Origin of the sequence: Candidatus Epulonipiscium viviparus (assembly GCF_000171335.1) — a bacterium.
In the GTDB taxonomy this organism is placed as follows: domain Bacteria; phylum Bacillota; class Clostridia; order Lachnospirales; family Cellulosilyticaceae; genus Epulonipiscioides; species Epulonipiscioides viviparus.
In genome coordinates this window covers 64,757-82,691 of record NZ_ABEQ01000001.3, presented here as the reverse complement: position 1 = coordinate 82,691, position 17,935 = coordinate 64,757, and the positions used below count along the sequence as shown (strand labels likewise).

The window sequence follows — 17,935 nt, the reverse complement described above, 5'->3', positions numbered from 1 at the left end:
TTATGCTTTGCTTTTCCTAATTACATCTATAATCGAGCCGTCTCTATATTCCACAACTGCAACGATTTGGTCATCAAACTCGATAGGTGCCGGCGTGCCAACCAGTTTTGTTGCTAGCTCACGAGCCCTTTCCATTGTAAGTAACTTTATGTTTTGCTTCTTAAATTTTTCGATTAAGTCACTGCGCTTTGGATTTACGATAGTTCCATAATCTGTTACTACTACATCGATTGTATCTCCTGGGGTTACTATTGTAGTTACTTTATCTATAATGGTTGCAATCCTTCCGCGAGTTAGTGGTGCAACTATTATTGCAACTTTTGCCATAGCTGCAGTGTCGCTATGCCCTCCTGATGCCGCACGGATTATGCCGTCTGATCCAGATATTACGTTTACATTAAAGTCCTTATCTATCTCTAATGCGGAGAGCACCACAAAGTCTAGCTTATCAACTGCCGCGGATTTGTTTCCAATCGATGCGTAATAATCAGCGCTAATCTCAATGTGATTGATATTATTTTTTAACGATTCTCCTGCCACTTGGTCAAATGACTGTGTATCGAGAACCTTGTGAACTAATCCTTCTTCTAGTATTTCACACATTGCGGATGTTAATCCACCTAATGCATAACTTATTTTTATGTCTTGCTTAACCAGCTCATCCTTAATAAATTTGTTGACTGCCAACGATGCGCCTCCCGAGCCAGTTTGCATTGAAAATCCATCTACAAATAGTCCCGAAGCTTTCATAACCTCCACAACATTTTTGGCCATAAGAAGCTCTTTGGGATTGCTAACAGCTCTTGTTGCGCCAGTCATTATGCCTTTTGGATCGCCTATCTCATCGACTACTACTACATAATCAACCTGAGTTTGAATAATACTTTGAGGAAAGTTTGGGTACGGCACTAAGCAGTCGGTTACAACAATCACTTTTGCTGCATGCGCGGCGTCCACCATGGCATATCCCATAGCCCCGCACGGAGACTTGCCGTTTACACCGTTGGCATTGCCCATACAGTCTGCTGACGGCGCTCCTATAAATGCCACATCAATTTTAACGTCACCCTCTGCAATTGCTCGGGCACGCCCACCATGCGAACGAATTACAACAGGCTTATCGCCCATAATTCCTTCTGAAACTGCTTTTGCAAGCTTGGAGCGAATGCCGCTTGTTTCTAATCTCGTGACCACACCAGATTCTATATATGCTATAAGCCCGTCGTGAGCAGATGTTAGCGAACTTGCTGCTATTCGCAAATCTTTAATACCGAGGCTAGCAATAACCTCTATCGTTTGCATCAGTAACTTATCCCCATCTCTAAAATGATGGCAAAAAGATATTGTCATTCCATCAGATAACCCGCTTTTTTGTATCGCTTCTTTCAATGAATCTACCACTTTATTTCTTCGTATATCTTCCTTCTTATTAATGTTTAACGCAGTATATGGATTTTTATATGGCTTTCGTGATCCGTAGCCCTTAATCTGTTTCAACAATTTTTTGTTTACCCTGCTCATTGCGCATCCTCCTCACTTATTAGGTTTGTTGCCATTGCCAATTGAATCACTCGTCTTGCTCTCTCAATTATTGGCCCATCAACCATTTTGCCATCAACGGTAAACACGCCCAAATTTTGCGCTGCAGCTTTGTTGGTAGCCCTAATAATTTTTTGAGCCTTAATTATTTCTGTTTCTGTTGGAGTAAATACGCTATGAATTAATTCAACTTGTTTTGGATGTATCAAAGACTTTCCACCAAATCCCATGGTCTTAATTAGGTTGGCCTCCTTCAAAAATCCTTCGTCATTGTTAATGTCGGTATATACCGTATCTAACACCTCAAGGTCGCACGCTCTCGCCGCCATGGCAATCATTCCTCTGGCCGTAAACAACTCTTCTCCCGAAATCGATCTAGATGTTTTCATACTGGTAACAAAGTCTTCGGCGCTTAATGCCATCGCAACCAACCGATCGGTTTTATACTTAGTTTTTGCAATTTCAAAGCTGTTCATTACTCCCAGAGCCGTTTCAATTGCTACCATAATTTTGGTCGAACCTTCTTCTCTTCCGCATTGCTTTTCAATTTGTGATATATAATCAGAAGCCGTTATTACATCTTCCGGATGCTCTGTCATGGGGATTCTTACCATGTCCACTCCTGCACTCACCACTGCAGCTAAATCTTGCTCCCAAAATTTAGTTGTCAATGCGTTAATTCGAACTACTGTTTCGATTTCTAATTCTTGATAAATATCCTTTAAAGCTTTTAGCATATTATGTATCAATATTCTAGCTGCGTCTTTTTCACTCATCGCTATCGCATCTTCTAAATCAAACATCACCGAATCTGGTTTATAAATATGAACATCTCTAATTAGCCCCGGATTGTTTGCTGGTAAAAATAACATCGAACGTCTTAGCTTCATTTGATTCCCCCCCTTAAAACCATTTATACGTACTAGTTTTAGCACTACGATATATTGCGGTTTGCACTCTGCTTATTATTACCGCGTCTATTGCCCCTTTGTCGTTAGCAAAAACTTTGGCATCTGCAACTCCAAGATTTTTTATCGTCTCCAAAATTACTGCCTCTATTTGCTCTCCAAATTGAGCCATCACTGCACTCTGTAGGTCCAATTTGATTCCCGATCCCGCTTTGGCTGGTTCAATAATAATTTGTATGTCACTCGATTCTAAAGTTCCTGCTGCAGCAGTTTCTTGCAGTTTCATTGCTTCCATAACCTAACACCTCCAATATTTTAATTAACTCATCCCTATATAAAAAACTAGAGATGAGGCATTTTGATCTTATCTATAAATCTTATCTATAAAAAGCGACGCCATCCATGATGTATCTCGCAGTTCTGTAGCCATATACCCACGGTACTTCAATTTCGTTGTTTGAATTTATAACGCATTCCACGCCGTTTTGCATCAACCCACCCGGATGCGCTATCGTAATGCTTGCAGGATCAAATCCTTTTCGTACCACTTTATTTACAACAGATCCCTCGATATTTGCAGCTGTAGCAGTACAGAGCGCTCCAGTTAGTGCATATGTTTTGTGAGTTAATTGCATAGACATCATTCTTCCTAAAATATCCATGCTCTCTGCCTTAATTTCTTCTCCCTGAGATGTTACATAGTCTGCCGCTTCAGAAACAATAGTCAGCTTTGGCACTCCCGGACTTTTCTCAGCCGATTCTTTATAATCTGCAATAAACCCAAGCTTTACTGCCGCCACTCCTCTTATAGTTTCTAAAAGATTTAGCATTGCTGGATCTTTGTCTATATCTGCTGGAAGCTCTGTTCCTTTTAATCCAACATCAGATGCTTTGATAAAGACCAACGGATTTGAAGAGTCTACCAACGATACTTCTACTGGCTTATAGTTTGGTATTTCCAAAGTATCTACCGCATTGCCAGTCGGAAGGAGTTTTCCGGTCATAGACCCCGCAGGATCTTTAAACGCCAACTTTACAACGCTAGATGATCCCGGAACTCCGGCTATTTGAAAGTCTCCCTCATAGCTTACTTCTTTATTTGGCGTTTGCACATGAGAGTAAATCACTTTGTTGGTATTGGTGTTATATATACGCACGACAGTCTCGCCGTCTACCGGATCTACCAAACCCTTTTCTATTGCATATGGACCTACTGCAGAAGAAATATTTCCACAATTTCCCTTATATGATATCAAAGCTTTGTCGATCGATACTTGCGCAAATGTATAATTAACGTCCCAATCCGGGTTGTCTGATTTTGATATTATAGCAACCTTGCTAGTGGTAGACGTCGCTCCGCCTAATCCATCTATTTGCAATTTATCTGGGCTTCCCATCAGCGATAGTAAGATTCCGTCCCAAAGCTCTTTATCTTTTGGCAACTTATCTTCCAAAATAAATACACCCTTACTTGTTCCGCCTCTAAAAATTACACATTCGATTTTATTCATATTTAATACTCCTCCATTTTTTATAAATATTTTTGATCCCTCACCAGTAGCAGCGAGGGATTTGATATATTAAACGTTCTTATAAAAATTAATCAACGAACCTTCTAGTAGTACTTCTTTCTCTTCTGGTGCTATATCATTTAAATATAATTTTATCGTTTTAGTTGTGCCGTCTTCACTAATAACTATTGCGTCGCTTGTTTTCACATTGTTTTGCAGCTGAGTTCTGATATCTTTGATGTATATATAGTCATTTCTATTTAGCTGATCCATAACACTCTTATCTGCTGTAAACGGCAAGATTCCCCAGTTTACTAAGTTTGAACGGTAACGCTTAGTGGCATATTCAACCGCAATGTTGGCAAGCCCGCCCAATACCTTCTGGCAAGATGCTGCTTGCTCACGTGCCGAGCCGTCGCCTGGCTTTACTGCATATACTACACTGCCAAATCCTGTATTTTTCACGAATGTTGACATATCTTTTTCTGGTGCAACTTTCGATATTAGCTCGATCAATTCACTTGTTAGCGTCGTTTTGGAATTTTTCTCGACCAATCTTCTTTCTTCTTCGAGTTCTAGCATTTCTTTTGCAGTACTAACGTATTGTGGATCACGTCTAGATAATGTAAATTCAGACATCTTCTTAGGATTAGATCGATACGTCGATGCGTCACCAGATGGTATCAACTCATCGGTTGTTGTAACATCATCTTTTATTACTGATGCGACTTTTAATAGAATGTCATCTTTTAGCGCTACCATTTCTGGCCACTCTGTAATATTTGGTCCAAGTTTTAAGGCTTCCTTTGCTTGTGGAGATTGAAATCCATTATATACACGTTTGTATGGAAGTGGATCAAAAGTATAAGTTACTTCTGGCTCGGTAAAATCAAGTTCTGTTGCAGCAGTCAATCTTCCGCCATTCAATGCTGTTGCAGCTATGCTTCGCGCATCCATCAATGCGACCGACGCCAATTGTCCATCGCCAGGCTTAGATCCTTCACGATTTGGGAAGTTTCTGGTTGTATGCCTAATAGACAACGAGTCATGAGCCGGAACATCTCCTGCGCCAAAACATGGRCCACAAAACGCAGGTTTAATGATTGCTCCTGATTGTGTCAAAGCTTTTGCGCTTCCGTCGTCTAACATTTTTGAATATATTGGAGTACTCGCTGGATAAATATTTAATGCAAAATACTCGCTTGTCAATTCGCATCCTTGTAATATTTGTTTCGCTGCTTGTATATTTTCATACATTCCACCTGCGCAGCCCGCAATTTCTGCCTGATCAACATACAAATGACCATCTTTTACTTTTGAGCGTAAGTTTAATTTTAAGTTTGGATTACTAATTTGCTTCTGCGCGGCTTTTTCAGTTTTCTCCAATATCTCATCTAAATTTTCTTGCAGCTCTTTAATTGTATACGCATTGCTCGGGTGAAATGGCAGTGCGATCATACACTCCACTTTTGATAAATCGATGTGTACCATTCCGTCATATAGGGCAACATTTTGAGGCTTTAGCTCTTTATACTCTTCTGGTCTTTGATGTATCTGATAATACTCTTGCACCTTTTCATCGGTGATCCATATAGAAGATAAGCAAGTTGTCTCCGTTGTCATAATGTCGATGCCATTTCTAAAGTCCATTGACAGCCCATTCACTCCTGGCCCTACAAATTCCATAACCTTATTTTTTAGGAACCCATTTGCAAAGACCTCTCGAATAATAGCTAGCGATACGTCTTGTGGACCTACACCTGGTCGCAGCTTGCCTTCTAAATATATCATTATAACTTCCGGAGATTTCATATCATAGGTATTGCTTAGTAGTTGCTTTACGACCTCTCCGCCGCCTTCGCCAATACCCATGCATCCTAAAGCGCCGTATCTCGTGTGGCTATCAGTTCCCAAAACCATTTTTCCACATCCTGCCATCATCTCACGCATATATTGATGAATAACCGCTTGATTGGCTGGCACCGATATTCCGCCATACTTCTTTGCTGCAGTTAAGCCAAATACGTGGTCGTCATCATTGAGTGTACCGCCAACGGCACATAAGCTATTATGGCAATTTGTCAATACGTATGGCACTGGAAATTTTTCTAAGCCGCTTGCTTTTGCCGTTTGAATTACCCCTACATACGTTAAGTCATGTGATGTTAAAGAATCAAACTTCAGTTTTAGGTTATCTGCAGTTCCCGACTCATTATGTGTCGCAAATATTTCGGCTGTCATTGTACCCGCTTTTGCTTGCTCGGGTGTAATGTTGCGTTCATTATTTTCAGAATCCAAAATCACTTTGTGATTATCATATAGCCATACTTTCTCATTTTTCAATGTTACCACTATTAATCATCTCCTTAATTATTAACCTATAATAGAATAAATTCCAAGCCAAGCCAAAACTACATTTAAGATTGAGATACCAACTGCAATCACGCATAATTTACCGAATATTTTATTTAATTCATTTTCTGAGCTATTAGTTGCTGTTGCATACGCTGCCAAGATTAGTCCGCCACCTGTTGATGCTGGAGAAAAAGCTGATGAGAATGATCCTGATGCGACACAGCTTGCGAGTTCTGTAAAGCTTAAACTTGGGAACTCTTGCACGATGCCTGTTAATGTTGGATACATTGTTGGCAACACAACGCCCGATGTTGAGCTTACGCTAGATAGCAATGAGCTAACTCCGGCAATAATTGGTGTTGCAGTATTTTCGGTCATAATAGATAGAAGTGCTTCTGTTAATAACGCTACTCCGCCCAATTGATTTACAAGATTCATCAACAAGCCAACACCGCAAATTAGCATCAATGTGCCCCAAGGTACTTTTGCCAACGCGCTTTTTTCTTTACAAATTCCCATAAAGCTAAGTATGGCAGCAACAAAGAATGATGCCAAACCAACATCAATGCCCAAGAATAATACCATAGATACCATAACTACCATACCGATAATTGTTATAATTTGTGGTCTAGTAAACGCTTCGAGATCTTCCATTTTTAATACTTTAGCGGTAGTCGCTTTATCTGATTTTCTAAATATCAATGCGAAAGTTATAAAGCAAACAACACCCCATAATATTACGTTTAAAAAGACTCCCATTTCGAATCCCGAAAACCCCGCAGCTTCTCCGAGGTTGGTACTGATAATCCCAGCAGGAGTGATAGGAGAAAGACCGAATCCGTTAGTTGCAGCTTTGGTTACCAAGGCATAAAATATTGGATTTTTTCCCATATATACTGCAATGGTGATTGCAACAACAGTCATCAAGGCACCCATCGAAATATTTCCTGGCCCTATTGCAGTAAAGAATCCCGACGTTAAAAATAATATGATAGGGACCAAAAAGCTTTTGTTTCCTACCAGCGCCAACGTTTTCTTTACCAGGAGCTCTATCGTCCCATTTACTTGTGCAATACCAAATAGGTACGTAACTCCCACTAGCTGAGTAAATAGTTTTGCATCAAACCCCGCATATACCTGAGAACTTGAAAAGCCAGCTAATTGAGCCAATACGATCGACATACCGATTGCCAARAGRCCGATATTCATTTTYTTGAGGAAGCCGACTGTAATTGTTACTACCAAAAATACTAGCGATATAATATCAAAATATTCTGCCATACTCTTTCTCCATTCTGCCACAATTTAGTGGACTAAATTTATTTATTTTTGTAAAAATAAAATTAAAATACCTATTCTTATTTATTGAAAACATCTCATAAATTATCTCAAGAACTATATTTAATTGACAATAATATTCAATATAGTTATAATCTTAGATAAAATACTATTTTTAGAGGTGTGCTATGGATTTTAAAGAATTAAATTATGTACTCGCTGTTGCAAAGTTTCAAAACATCACAAAAGCTTCTCAATATCTGTTTATATCTCAACCATCGCTCAGTAAATATATAAAGAATCTCGAAGAGTCGTTAGGAACAAAACTCTTTAATAGATTAGGTAATCGTTTTACTCTCACTTATGCTGGTGAATATTACATTGAAAGCGCGAAAGAAATTATTTCTATCAAAAATCGATTAGATCAACAATTGGTCGATATCGCATTGTTCGATAAAGGTAAATTGAATATTGGCATCCCACCTACTAGAGGGTCATATCTATTTCCATTGATTTTGCCAATTTTTAACCAAAAGTATCCTAATGTTGAGATTAATACTAGTGATAACACAACCAAGCAGCTAGAAAATGCGTTAATATCTGGCGAACTCGATATTGCAGTACTTACCACTCCTATTACTAATCCATTTATAGAATACGAATTCATAAAACCTGATTATATTACTCTAGTGATTAGTGCCGACCATGTACACGCTGATAAAGGCGTACTGTCTTCTAAGTTTAAATATCCGTGGATAGATATYAATTATTTTAATGAGGACCCTTTTATACTTGCCTCAAATACTCAGCGAATTGGTCAAATTGCGTTTAAAACTCTCAATTCACTTAATTTTAACCCTATAACTATTTATCATATAGAAAACTTCATCACTACCCTAAACCTAGTAGATGTCAATAGTGGAGTTTGCTTTATGTCTGAATTTCATCTAAAACATTTATCAAAGGGGAATTTAGTTCAATTTTCTGTGGGTACAAAGGATTTATCTTATGATGTGGTAGTAGCGTATCGAAAGGGATCATATTTATCTGCACATACTCGAGAGATTATCAATATAATTAAAGAAGTATTATAACTTTGGCATTTGTGCACTATGATATAGCAATATAATTATGAATTTAGAACAATAGCATATTGACTGTTTTTATTTAATCTTTATATTTAGAATAGTAGATAGACGTCGTTTCTTTCTCCTACCATTATAATACCATTTTGCACATCTAAATGCCAATACTAAAATACTATATGAAGTATAACTTAAAGCTATAGCAATTTCTCGCATTAATAATAATTAATTTTTAATTTTTATATTGACTTACATATAAATAAAATATATTTTACTGCATTCCCAAAATAATTTTGTGCAAATATATCTTTTTCAAAAAATAAATACGCTTACATCAAGCATTGCTATATATAGACATACCCCCTGTTCAATTTATAATACAAAAAGCCAATCTACAATCTTTTGTGTTAAAATAATATATTTACAATATATTTATACAGTACCAAAAAATATTGGAAGAGGTGATATTATGAATCGTAAATTTATAGATAAAAAATTATTAACTACTGTTGTAGCTTTATTTATAGGTATAATGATCATAGTTCAAGTAATGATTCACATTTGGGATACACAGACAGTTAAATCGATAAGCAAAATGTATGTAGATGATCTCATAGACAAATAYCAGCAAGATTTACAAGTACTTAGTTATGCAAACCATCTAGTGGCCTCTAATGATACCGTCCAAAATTTATTTATCACAAATAATGAGGATACGATTTCTGCCACAAAGATTCTAGAATATTGGTTGGGCCTTCAAAATATAAATAATTTTTTAACTAATATGGGATTAACGGCCCAAATTTCTGTTTATACTTTAAACCAAGCAGAGCCGATTACACACGATAACATTATAATGGGAAAATCTTTGCACGACGCTCCCTGGTTCAACGAGTACTACACTAGATCACCACAATATACGACGCCGCTATATATGAATAATCAACATACTATGTTTAGTATTGTATCCAATGTCTACGATAAAAACAATAATATTCTCGGTGCAGTATCAATCGACATTACATTAGCAGATATGCTAGAATACTTTGTGGAACATTTTCATCTGGGATCTTTAGAKTTGTATCTCCAACATGACTATGGAATAACTRCAACAGCAGGCATAGAATCAACTAATATTCCCACTCATTCTATTACTCACTACATATACGAATAYACTCAAACAATTAGCAAGGAGAAATTGATATTTATAATAGATAAATCATCCGTTCGAAATACCACTTATGTGGAACGATCTCAATTKGATATTATATTTGGGACCAGTTCTTTTGCTATTATTATATCGATGTTGGTTCTTATTACTATAAAGGTAATCTTACATCCTGTGGCAGCTTCTATTAACAATGTAAGAAACATTCTTTTAGAGTTGGGAGATACTTCAGAGCATAACTTTGGGATTAGCTACATAAATGACTTGACAGTAGTTATGGAAAAAACTGTATCAACAAAAATTAAAGAATTGCTATTTTATGATRRCCTAACGAAATTGCCCAATAGGCAACATTTCAACAAACATATTACCAAAATATTGAATCAAGATAGACAATTCGCATTAATCGTATTGGAAATTAGAGATTTTAAATCTATACATGACGGCAATATAGAAGGAAAAGGAGATATCATTTTAGTTGAAATAGCTCGACGATTTAAACATTTTAGTAATCATAAAAATGTACAAATTACACGTTTTGGAGAGGAAAAATTCATTTTAATTTTGCAAGAAATATATACCGAATCAGAAGTTATAACTTTTTATCATGCACTAACAGATTACTTTGCACAATATCCGATCAATATCATTCATAAATCTATTAATATACTCTTTGATTCGATAGGGATTATATGTCCGCAACATGCCAGTARCAAAGATGAGCTGTTTAGTAAGATAAGCATTATGTCTAACCAAGCCAAAGAACTAGCAATCAATGATATTGTCATGTTTGATCCATTAGTATATCAAAATTCACTCAGAGAAGATATTATTAGGAATATTTTGAAAGTATCTATAACAAATAACGAATTCTTCTTAAACTATCAACCAATTATAGATAAAAATAAGGTTATTAAAAAAGCTGAAGCACTYGTTAGGTGGAAAARYKCTTTACTTGGATTTGTATATCCAGACCAATTTATTCACATTACAGAACAAACAGAATTGATTATTGACCTAGGATATTGGATTATAGAACGAGTTTCGAAAGATATGCAAGAAMTGTATTCAGCAAACAATAAAATACAAATCTCTATCAATGTTTCTCCTATACAAATTAGAATGCCTGATTTTGTGTCTAATGCAAAGGACATTTTGGATCGTTATAACATACATTATTCTGACATATGCTTTGAAATCACAGAATCCGCATTGCTACAAACCAAGGCAACGGTAAATGAAAATATTGTCACAGATAATATAGAAAAGTTGCAAGCCATGGGCATCCGCATTGCTATGGATGACTTTGGTACTGGGTATTCATCTTTTAACTACCTAAATGAATATAACTTTGACATACTCAAATTAGATAAATTGTTTGTCAATAAAACTACTACTAAGCAATATGAAATTATCAATTCTATCAAAAATATTTCAGATATATTAAACATGGAAATGGTTATAGAAGGGGTAGAGACACAAGAACAATTTGATATAGTAAAAAACTATGGCTTAGTTCAAGGGTACTATTTTTCAAAGCCAATTGAATGGGACGCACTGCAACTACTATTACAACAAGAGTAATACAAAAAGAGGTTACCGCATCCACTGCTGTAACCTCTTCTTCTTATTATTTGCGAGAATTATATAAAATATTTAACGCCTGCTCTTTGGTCACAGCTTCTTTCATCTGCGGATTTGCTAACGTTCGATGAATAGAAAGTGTTGCCAAAGTTTCTATTTGCTCATCAGTTGGACTGATCCCTAACTCTTTGAGACTAATTGGCATTTTGATCTCCTTAAAGAAGTCTTCCATTGCTATAATTCCAAGAAGAGATGTTTGCTCTTGCGTTGCTTGCTCTTCTATTCCAAACACCCGAATAGCAAACTGAGAAAATCTATCCTTCAAAATTGGTAGCATCTCGCGTGCCCAGGTCCCCCAAATAGCCGTGATCCCGGCACCATGAGTTACGTCAAACATCCCTCCAAGCTCGTGCTCTATCATATGAACCGGAAAATCCACTTCATCTATCCCGCAGCCTGTTAAGCCGTTATGAGATAAGCTGGCCGCCCACATAACTTCCCATCTCGCCTTTTTGTTATGCGGTTCCTTTGCAAGAATTTTAGCATTGGCTATTACTGTACGCATCAACCCTTCGCTTATTTGATCGGTAAGATCTAAGTTATTATGCGAACTGATATATCTTTCAAATGTATGCATAATTATATCCGCACAACCGCTTGCTGTTTGATATGCAGGCAAAGACAATGTTATGTCTGGATTCATAATTGCAAAGCGACACGCAACGCTTGGATGCCCGCAATCTCTCTTTAATAAACTTTCGTCATGCGTTATAACAAGCCCCGTACTCATTTCGCTTCCAGCTGCTGCTATAGTTAAAATACACGATACCGGAACGCAATCTGTTGGATTTGCTTTTTTGATAAAGAAGTCCCAAACATCTCCCTCATAACATAAGCCAAGTCCTATTGCTTTTGCCGTATCAATTGAAGATCCCCCTCCTATTGCCAGCAGATAGTCAACTTTCTCGGCCTTTGCAAGTTCTATTCCTTCATAAACTTTAGACAACCTCGGATTTGGCACAATTCCAGTTAGCTCTACAACCTTAATTCCAGCGGCTTCTATATTTTTTCTAACTCGAGTTACTAGCTCACCCAAAACTTTAACTTCATATCCAAAGTGAACTAGCATAACAGATTTGGCACCCGCTTCTTGTAAAAGTGCTCCTGTCGACAGTTCTGCATCTGTTCCGAAAATAACTTTTGTTGGCGCGTAATAAACAAAATTGTTTAACATAATTCCTCCAGTTACTTAAAATTTTTTACCCAAATATTCTAACCTGCTATCTAGATTTTTGTCAATATAATTATGTCGCATTGGCATGATAACATTAAAACTGTTTCATAGCTTCTGCGACGCCATCCTTAAGCATTGCTTGTAAATATGCTAATACATCGGCTTCGAAATCGTCTGCAAGATCGACTTCCCAAAAATTAGCTAGCGTTTCGTGAACTACGACTTCTATCGTATTATTTTTCCAAATATTAGCAAAAAGCTCTAGTACGGCTATATCATCCTTAATTTTATATGACTCTCCATTATCTCTATATCCTACATAGTCACCGTTTTGCTGTTCTACTTTATAGAAACGAATAAACCCAGCGATAGCAAATGCAAAGTGTTTTGGACATGTTCCAAACTTATTTATATAATCAACTATAGTCGGAATACAACGAGCTCCAAATTTCGATGAATTGTTTAGTGTAATATCTATGAGGTTGTGAACAATATGCGGATTGTTAAATCTCTCTAATACCGAATCTGCAAAGCTTCGTAGCTCTTCTTGAGACATATCTGTTGCAGGAATTATTTCATCGTTAATTAAATCTTTTTCAAACCCACCAAATTGAGTATCTCTAAAAAATTCTAACACTGTATTAAATCCTGCCAAAAATGCCAATGGCACTACGGCTGTATGGCTTCCATTTAAAATGCGCACCTTACGTTTTTTATACGGCGTTACATCGTCTGTCCACAGTACATTTGCAGCAGTTTCGTGAATAGGCAACCTGTTTTTATATTTTGAATCTGCCTCTATCACCCACAAATTAAAGGCTTCGCAAGCCACTACTGCCTTGTCTTCATAGCCAAGTTTTTCGGTGATTGAATCAATTTCCAGACGCGGATATCCCGGAACTATGCGGTCTACCAATGTGCTGGCAAACTCATTATGCTTTTCTATCCACTCAACAAACTCTTCTTCGAGGCCCCACTCTTTAGCATATCGAATTACAATCTGCTTTAACTTTTCACCATTGTTGTCGATCAACTCAACAGGCAACAACAACATCCCTTTGTCGGGATCACCTGCGAAATGTTTGTATCTATAATATAAAAATGCGCATACTTTTGCCGGAAACGATTTTGGTGGCGCATCTGCTAATGTGTCTTCTGGTACATACGCAATTCCAGACTCTGTAGTGTTCGATATTATTACATCGAGATCTGGGTTTTGCGCTAGTTGCGAAAAGGCATCATAATCTTCGTAGGGATTAATCACTCGTGATATTGAGTGTATCGTCTGAAGCTGTTCTGTTGCTCCTTGGAGTAATACATTATATAAGCAATTTTGGCTGTTTAGCAAATCTCCCAAACCTTTTGCTATAGGCTGACAAACTACAATTCTACCCTGATATACGCCTTGCTCATTTGCCAACTCAACCATCCAATCTGCAAATGCTCTTAGAAAATTTCCTTCACCAAATTGTAAAATTCTTTCTGGATAACTAGTAAACTTCTTTACTACTGCCTCTTTAATATTCATATAATTCCTCCTATATCTGGTAATACCACCTAATAATTTCACGATTAATATAGCATCAGGTCTAATAAAAGTCAACGCGCTATTTCTAATAAAATAAAACGATAAATATATTATGTTGTATGCTATATTTTTAAAATTAGGTACATTTTACCATAAAATCAACAAATTATTTGGCAAAAAATTGTTAAAAATCAATATTGAAATTATATTTTTTATTTGATATACTTTTCGCTAATTGGTAGTACCACCACAAAAAACTATTTTCAAAAAAATTATTTTCAAGGAGAGATATTTTATGAATTTAAAAGGGATTACTTGGGCCCATACCAGAGGAAAGCTTCCTGTTCTTGCAACTGCGCAACGTTATATGGAGCTGCATCCAGAAGTAACTATAAGCTGGGACGCACGATCTCTAAAAGAATTTGGAGATGCTCCGATAGATAAGCTTGCGCATAAATACGATCTAATAATTTTGGATCACCCTTGGATGGGCTTTGCAAATGATACGAAAGTGTTGTTGCCGTTAGAAAATTATTTAGATGCTCCATTTTTAGAAGATCAGAAAATAAATTCGGTTGGCAAATCGTTTGAAAGCTATTTATACAATGGGCATCAGTTTGCATTGGCCATCGATGCGGCATGTCCGATWGCATTCTATTCTGCCGACAAGCTTGCTGCCGATGCTGATGCCAAAGTTCCTGCAACTTGGGCCGACGTTATAGCATTAGCACAACGTGGCAAGGTTTATTGCGGTGGMAACGGAACCAGCATTTTGATGCAGTTTTATATGCTTATGGCAACCAAAACAGATGCTCAGATATTTACTATTGCCGACGAAATCGCTCCTTATGATATTATGAAAGAAAGCTTGATCGAAGTTAAGGAATTGTTTAGCTATTTGCCAGACAGTGTATTTTCCAAAAATCCGATTGGTGTCTACGAAGTTCTTGCCGACCCAGCAACCGAGCAATACTATTGCCCTTGCGATTTTGGATACTCTAACTATTCTCGAAGAGGGTATAGCACCAGTAAGATCATTGCGACCGATGTTGTAACATACAAAGGCAAGATGCTGAAAACTACTTTAGGTGGCGCCGGATTTGCAATATCCGCGAAATGTAAAAATATCGACCTGGCAATAGACTATATGAAATTTACGGCTTCTGCTGCAAYTCAAAAAACCATATATTCAGAAARCGGWGGGCAACCGGGTCATAGAGCTGCCTGGTTAGATGCAGCAACCAATAGTATTACTTCAAATTTCTTTGCTAATACACTCAAAACGCTAGATAATGCTTATTTACGACCTAGATATAACGGCTATTTGGGATTTCAAGAAACCGCAGGGCCGATGATTCGCGAGTGGATTATGAAAGGAACTAACGTCGATAAATTAATCAGTAAATTACAACATCTCTATGCTCAAAGTAAAAATTAGGAGGAAACTATGAAACCATTAGAAGGATTGATCGTGCTAGACTTTGCTCAATATTTAGCAGGGCCTTCTGCAGCATTGAGACTGGCAGATTTGGGTGCCCGAGTTATAAAGGTGGAGCGTCCCCAAGGCGGAGACAATGGCAGGCGATTGGTGTTTAAAAATTTAATTTCAGATAACGATGGAGTTTTGTTTCACACCATCAACCGTAACAAGGAAAGCTTTACTGCAGATTTAAAAGATCCGGCCGACTTAACTGCGGTTAAAGAGTTGATCAAGCAAGCTGACATTTTGATCGAAAACTTTAGACCCGGAATTATGGATAAATTGGGCTTGGGATATGAAGATGTCAAAAAAATTAACAGCAAAATTGTGTATGGCACTGTCTCTGGATACGGTCTAGACGGTCCTTGGGTTAAGCGTCCTGGTCAGGATTTGATGATTCAGTCGCTTTCAGGGCTTACTCTATTAAATGGAAATCAAGACGACTTGCCAACGCCAATCGCTCTTGCTATGGCAGACACTTATGCAGGCATTCATTTGGTTCAAGGAATTTTGGCTTGCATATATAGAAGGTTTAAAACTGGAGAAGGTGGTAGAGTATCCGTCAGCTTGCTAGAGTCTATGTTAGATTTACAGTTTGAGTTTATTGCAACATATATTAACGACGATCACACATTGCCAACTCGCGCAAAAGTCAATAATGCTCATGTATATCTGCCCGCACCATATGGAATTTACGCAACTCAAGACAGCTTCATCGCACTAGCTATGGGCTCGTTGCCAGATCTTGGTGAAATATTGGACATTCCAGCATTGGCAGACTACGCAGATGACGCAAGCGCCTTTGCACAGCGAGATAAAATTAAGCAACTGATCCAAGCAACGTTGACACAAGATACTACTGAAAATTGGCTAGCAAAATTAAAATCAAAAAATTATTGGGCATCTGAAGTATTAAATTGGAAAGAGCTGATTGATCGCCCTGGATTTAAGTCTTTGGATATGCTAGTTCATGTTGGCAGACCTGGTCACAGAGATATCATCACCACTCGATGCCCGATCCGAATTGACGGCGAAATATATAAATCGAACAAATGGGCTCCGGCTTTGGGTGAGGATACGCAAAAAATCATGCAAGAGTTTAAGATAACGAAGGGAGATGCAAATTAGATGGGTCCATTAGAAGGAGTAAAAGTATTAGATTTATGCCAATTTTTGGCAGGGCCTTCTGCAGCATTAAGACTTGCAGACCTGGGTGCTGATGTTATAAAAGTAGAACAACCCGCCGGTGATATATGCAGAACTTTATACTCATCAAATCTTGTGATAGACGGTGACAGTACTCTGTTTCATGTAATCAATCGCAACAAGGATGACGTATCGGTCGATTTAAAATCAGATTTAGGGCAACAACAATTACGGGAGTTGGTTGCAACAGCCGATGTGATGCTAATCAATTTTAGACCCCACGTTGCCAAAAAGTTAGGCATCGACTATAAATCTATATCAGAAATTAACCCGGGTATTGTATATGCGGAAATCACAGGATTTGGTCACGAAGGTGAATGGGCATCGGACCCGGGTCAAGACTTACTAGTGCAATCGCTATCTGGAATAGCTATGGCAAACGGAAATCGTGACAAGCCTCCAACTCCAGCAGGAATCTCGATTGCCGACTTAGTGAGCGGGCAACATTTGGTTCAGGGAGTGCTTGCTGGACTCATTCGCAAAGAAGCAACCGGAGCTGGTGCATTTGTTCAGGTTAGCATGATCGAATCGATGATGGATTTACAGTTCGAAGGATTCACAACATTTTTAAATGATGGCAATGAAATTCCTCAACGTAGCGCCATTAGTAATGCCAACTTCTATACCAACGCGCCATATGGCATCTACTCCACCAAAGATTGGTATATCACATTAGCGATTGCGCCGATCCCGCTTTTGGGAGAATTACTAGGATGCGCTCAACTAACTGAATACACTGATGCGACAACCTGGTCTACCAAACGTGACGAAATCAAGGCAATATTAGCACAGCATCTGCTAACGAATACTACGCAGCATTGGCTGGATATATTGCAGCAACACGATATATGGTGCTCGAATATCTACAATTGGGATATGCTGCTAGAAACCGAAGCCTTTAAGCATCTGGATATGTTGCAAGAAATTCGACTGCAGAGCGGCAAAAAGATGACGGTGCTCCGATGTCCGATTAGCATTGATGGGCAAAAGTTTTTCTCTGACAAACCGTCTCCAAAGATAGGGCAAGATAACGATAAATATTTCAAAAAGGAGAGTTAA

Annotated in this window: 13 protein-coding genes; 5 read left to right on the top strand and 8 right to left on the bottom strand. The window is 37.8% G+C overall.

The window, feature by feature from the left end:
• The 6 genes from citF to EPU_RS00185 all read right to left on the bottom strand — a co-directional run bounded on the left by citF (nt 1) and on the right by EPU_RS00185 (nt 7,594).
• Complete coding sequence (gene citF, locus EPU_RS00210; RefSeq protein ID WP_010165699.1) at nt 1-1,521, bottom strand: citrate lyase subunit alpha; 1,521 nt, start codon at nt 1,519-1,521, stop codon at nt 1-3.
• Complete coding sequence (locus tag EPU_RS00205; RefSeq protein ID WP_010165698.1) at nt 1,518-2,429, bottom strand: HpcH/HpaI aldolase/citrate lyase family protein; 912 nt, start codon at nt 2,427-2,429, stop codon at nt 1,518-1,520. The genes citF and EPU_RS00205 overlap by 4 nt, the downstream gene beginning before the upstream one ends.
• A gap of 13 nt (nt 2,430-2,442) precedes the next feature.
• Entirely contained in the window at nt 2,443-2,742 is a 300-nt protein-coding gene (citD, locus tag EPU_RS00200) for a citrate lyase acyl carrier protein (RefSeq protein WP_010165697.1), read from the bottom strand.
• An 82-nt stretch (nt 2,743-2,824) separates the two neighbouring features.
• On the bottom strand, nt 2,825-3,958 hold the full coding sequence (locus EPU_RS00195; RefSeq protein WP_010165696.1) for a 2-methylaconitate cis-trans isomerase PrpF family protein: 1,134 nt from the start codon (nt 3,956-3,958) through the stop codon (nt 2,825-2,827).
• Between the two features lie 69 nt (nt 3,959-4,027).
• On the bottom strand, nt 4,028-6,310 hold the full coding sequence (locus EPU_RS00190) for a hydratase (RefSeq protein WP_010165695.1): 2,283 nt from the start codon (nt 6,308-6,310) through the stop codon (nt 4,028-4,030).
• A 21-nt stretch (nt 6,311-6,331) separates the two neighbouring features.
• Nucleotides 6,332-7,594, bottom strand: a complete 1,263-nt coding sequence (locus EPU_RS00185) for an SLC13 family permease (protein WP_029487693.1) — start codon at nt 7,592-7,594, stop codon at nt 6,332-6,334.
• A 185-nt stretch (nt 7,595-7,779) separates the two neighbouring features.
• On the opposite strand from EPU_RS00185, the gene EPU_RS00180 reads away from it, so the two are divergent.
• Both EPU_RS00180 and EPU_RS00175 read left to right on the top strand, forming a co-directional pair.
• On the top strand, nt 7,780-8,685 hold the full coding sequence (locus tag EPU_RS00180) for a LysR family transcriptional regulator (protein WP_029487691.1): 906 nt from the start codon (nt 7,780-7,782) through the stop codon (nt 8,683-8,685).
• Nucleotides 8,686-9,145: 460 nt separating this feature from the next.
• Nucleotides 9,146-11,428: a putative bifunctional diguanylate cyclase/phosphodiesterase gene (locus tag EPU_RS00175; protein WP_029487689.1), complete on the top strand. Its 2,283-nt coding sequence runs from the start codon at nt 9,146-9,148 to the stop codon at nt 11,426-11,428.
• Between the two features lie 46 nt (nt 11,429-11,474).
• Here the strand turns inward: EPU_RS00175 and EPU_RS00170 are convergent, their stop codons facing one another.
• Nucleotides 11,475-12,662, bottom strand: a complete 1,188-nt coding sequence (locus EPU_RS00170) for an iron-containing alcohol dehydrogenase (protein WP_010165691.1) — start codon at nt 12,660-12,662, stop codon at nt 11,475-11,477.
• Nucleotides 12,663-12,756: 94 nt separating this feature from the next.
• Nucleotides 12,757-14,190, bottom strand: a complete 1,434-nt coding sequence (locus EPU_RS00165) for a tagaturonate reductase (protein ID WP_010165690.1) — start codon at nt 14,188-14,190, stop codon at nt 12,757-12,759.
• Between the two features lie 295 nt (nt 14,191-14,485).
• On the opposite strand from EPU_RS00165, the gene EPU_RS00160 reads away from it, so the two are divergent.
• Genes EPU_RS00160 through EPU_RS00150 form a run of 3 tightly spaced genes read left to right on the top strand, consistent with a single transcriptional unit; the run spans nt 14,486 to nt 17,935 of the window.
• Nucleotides 14,486-15,628, top strand: coding sequence for an extracellular solute-binding protein (locus EPU_RS00160; protein WP_029487686.1), 1,143 nt, complete (start codon nt 14,486-14,488; stop codon nt 15,626-15,628).
• Between the two features lie 9 nt (nt 15,629-15,637).
• Entirely contained in the window at nt 15,638-16,798 is a 1,161-nt protein-coding gene (locus EPU_RS00155) for a CaiB/BaiF CoA transferase family protein (RefSeq protein WP_010165687.1), read from the top strand.
• A complete protein-coding gene (locus EPU_RS00150) occupies nt 16,799-17,935 on the top strand; it encodes a CaiB/BaiF CoA transferase family protein (RefSeq protein ID WP_010165686.1) in 1,137 nt (378 codons plus the stop codon).

Coding starts and splice junctions, on each gene's coding strand:
- citF (WP_010165699.1), bottom strand. CDS start 1,521: ATGAGCAGGGTAAACAAAAAATTGTTGAAACAGATTAAGGGCTACGGA.
- EPU_RS00155 (WP_010165687.1), top strand. CDS start 15,638: ATGAAACCATTAGAAGGATTGATCGTGCTAGACTTTGCTCAATATTTA.
- citD (WP_010165697.1), bottom strand. CDS start 2,742: ATGGAAGCAATGAAACTGCAAGAAACTGCTGCAGCAGGAACTTTAGAA.
- EPU_RS00205 (WP_010165698.1), bottom strand. CDS start 2,429: ATGAAGCTAAGACGTTCGATGTTATTTTTACCAGCAAACAATCCGGGG.
- EPU_RS00170 (WP_010165691.1), bottom strand. CDS start 12,662: ATGTTAAACAATTTTGTTTATTACGCGCCAACAAAAGTTATTTTCGGA.
- EPU_RS00195 (WP_010165696.1), bottom strand. CDS start 3,958: ATGAATAAAATCGAATGTGTAATTTTTAGAGGCGGAACAAGTAAGGGT.
- EPU_RS00150 (WP_010165686.1), top strand. CDS start 16,799: ATGGGTCCATTAGAAGGAGTAAAAGTATTAGATTTATGCCAATTTTTG.
- EPU_RS00165 (WP_010165690.1), bottom strand. CDS start 14,190: ATGAATATTAAAGAGGCAGTAGTAAAGAAGTTTACTAGTTATCCAGAA.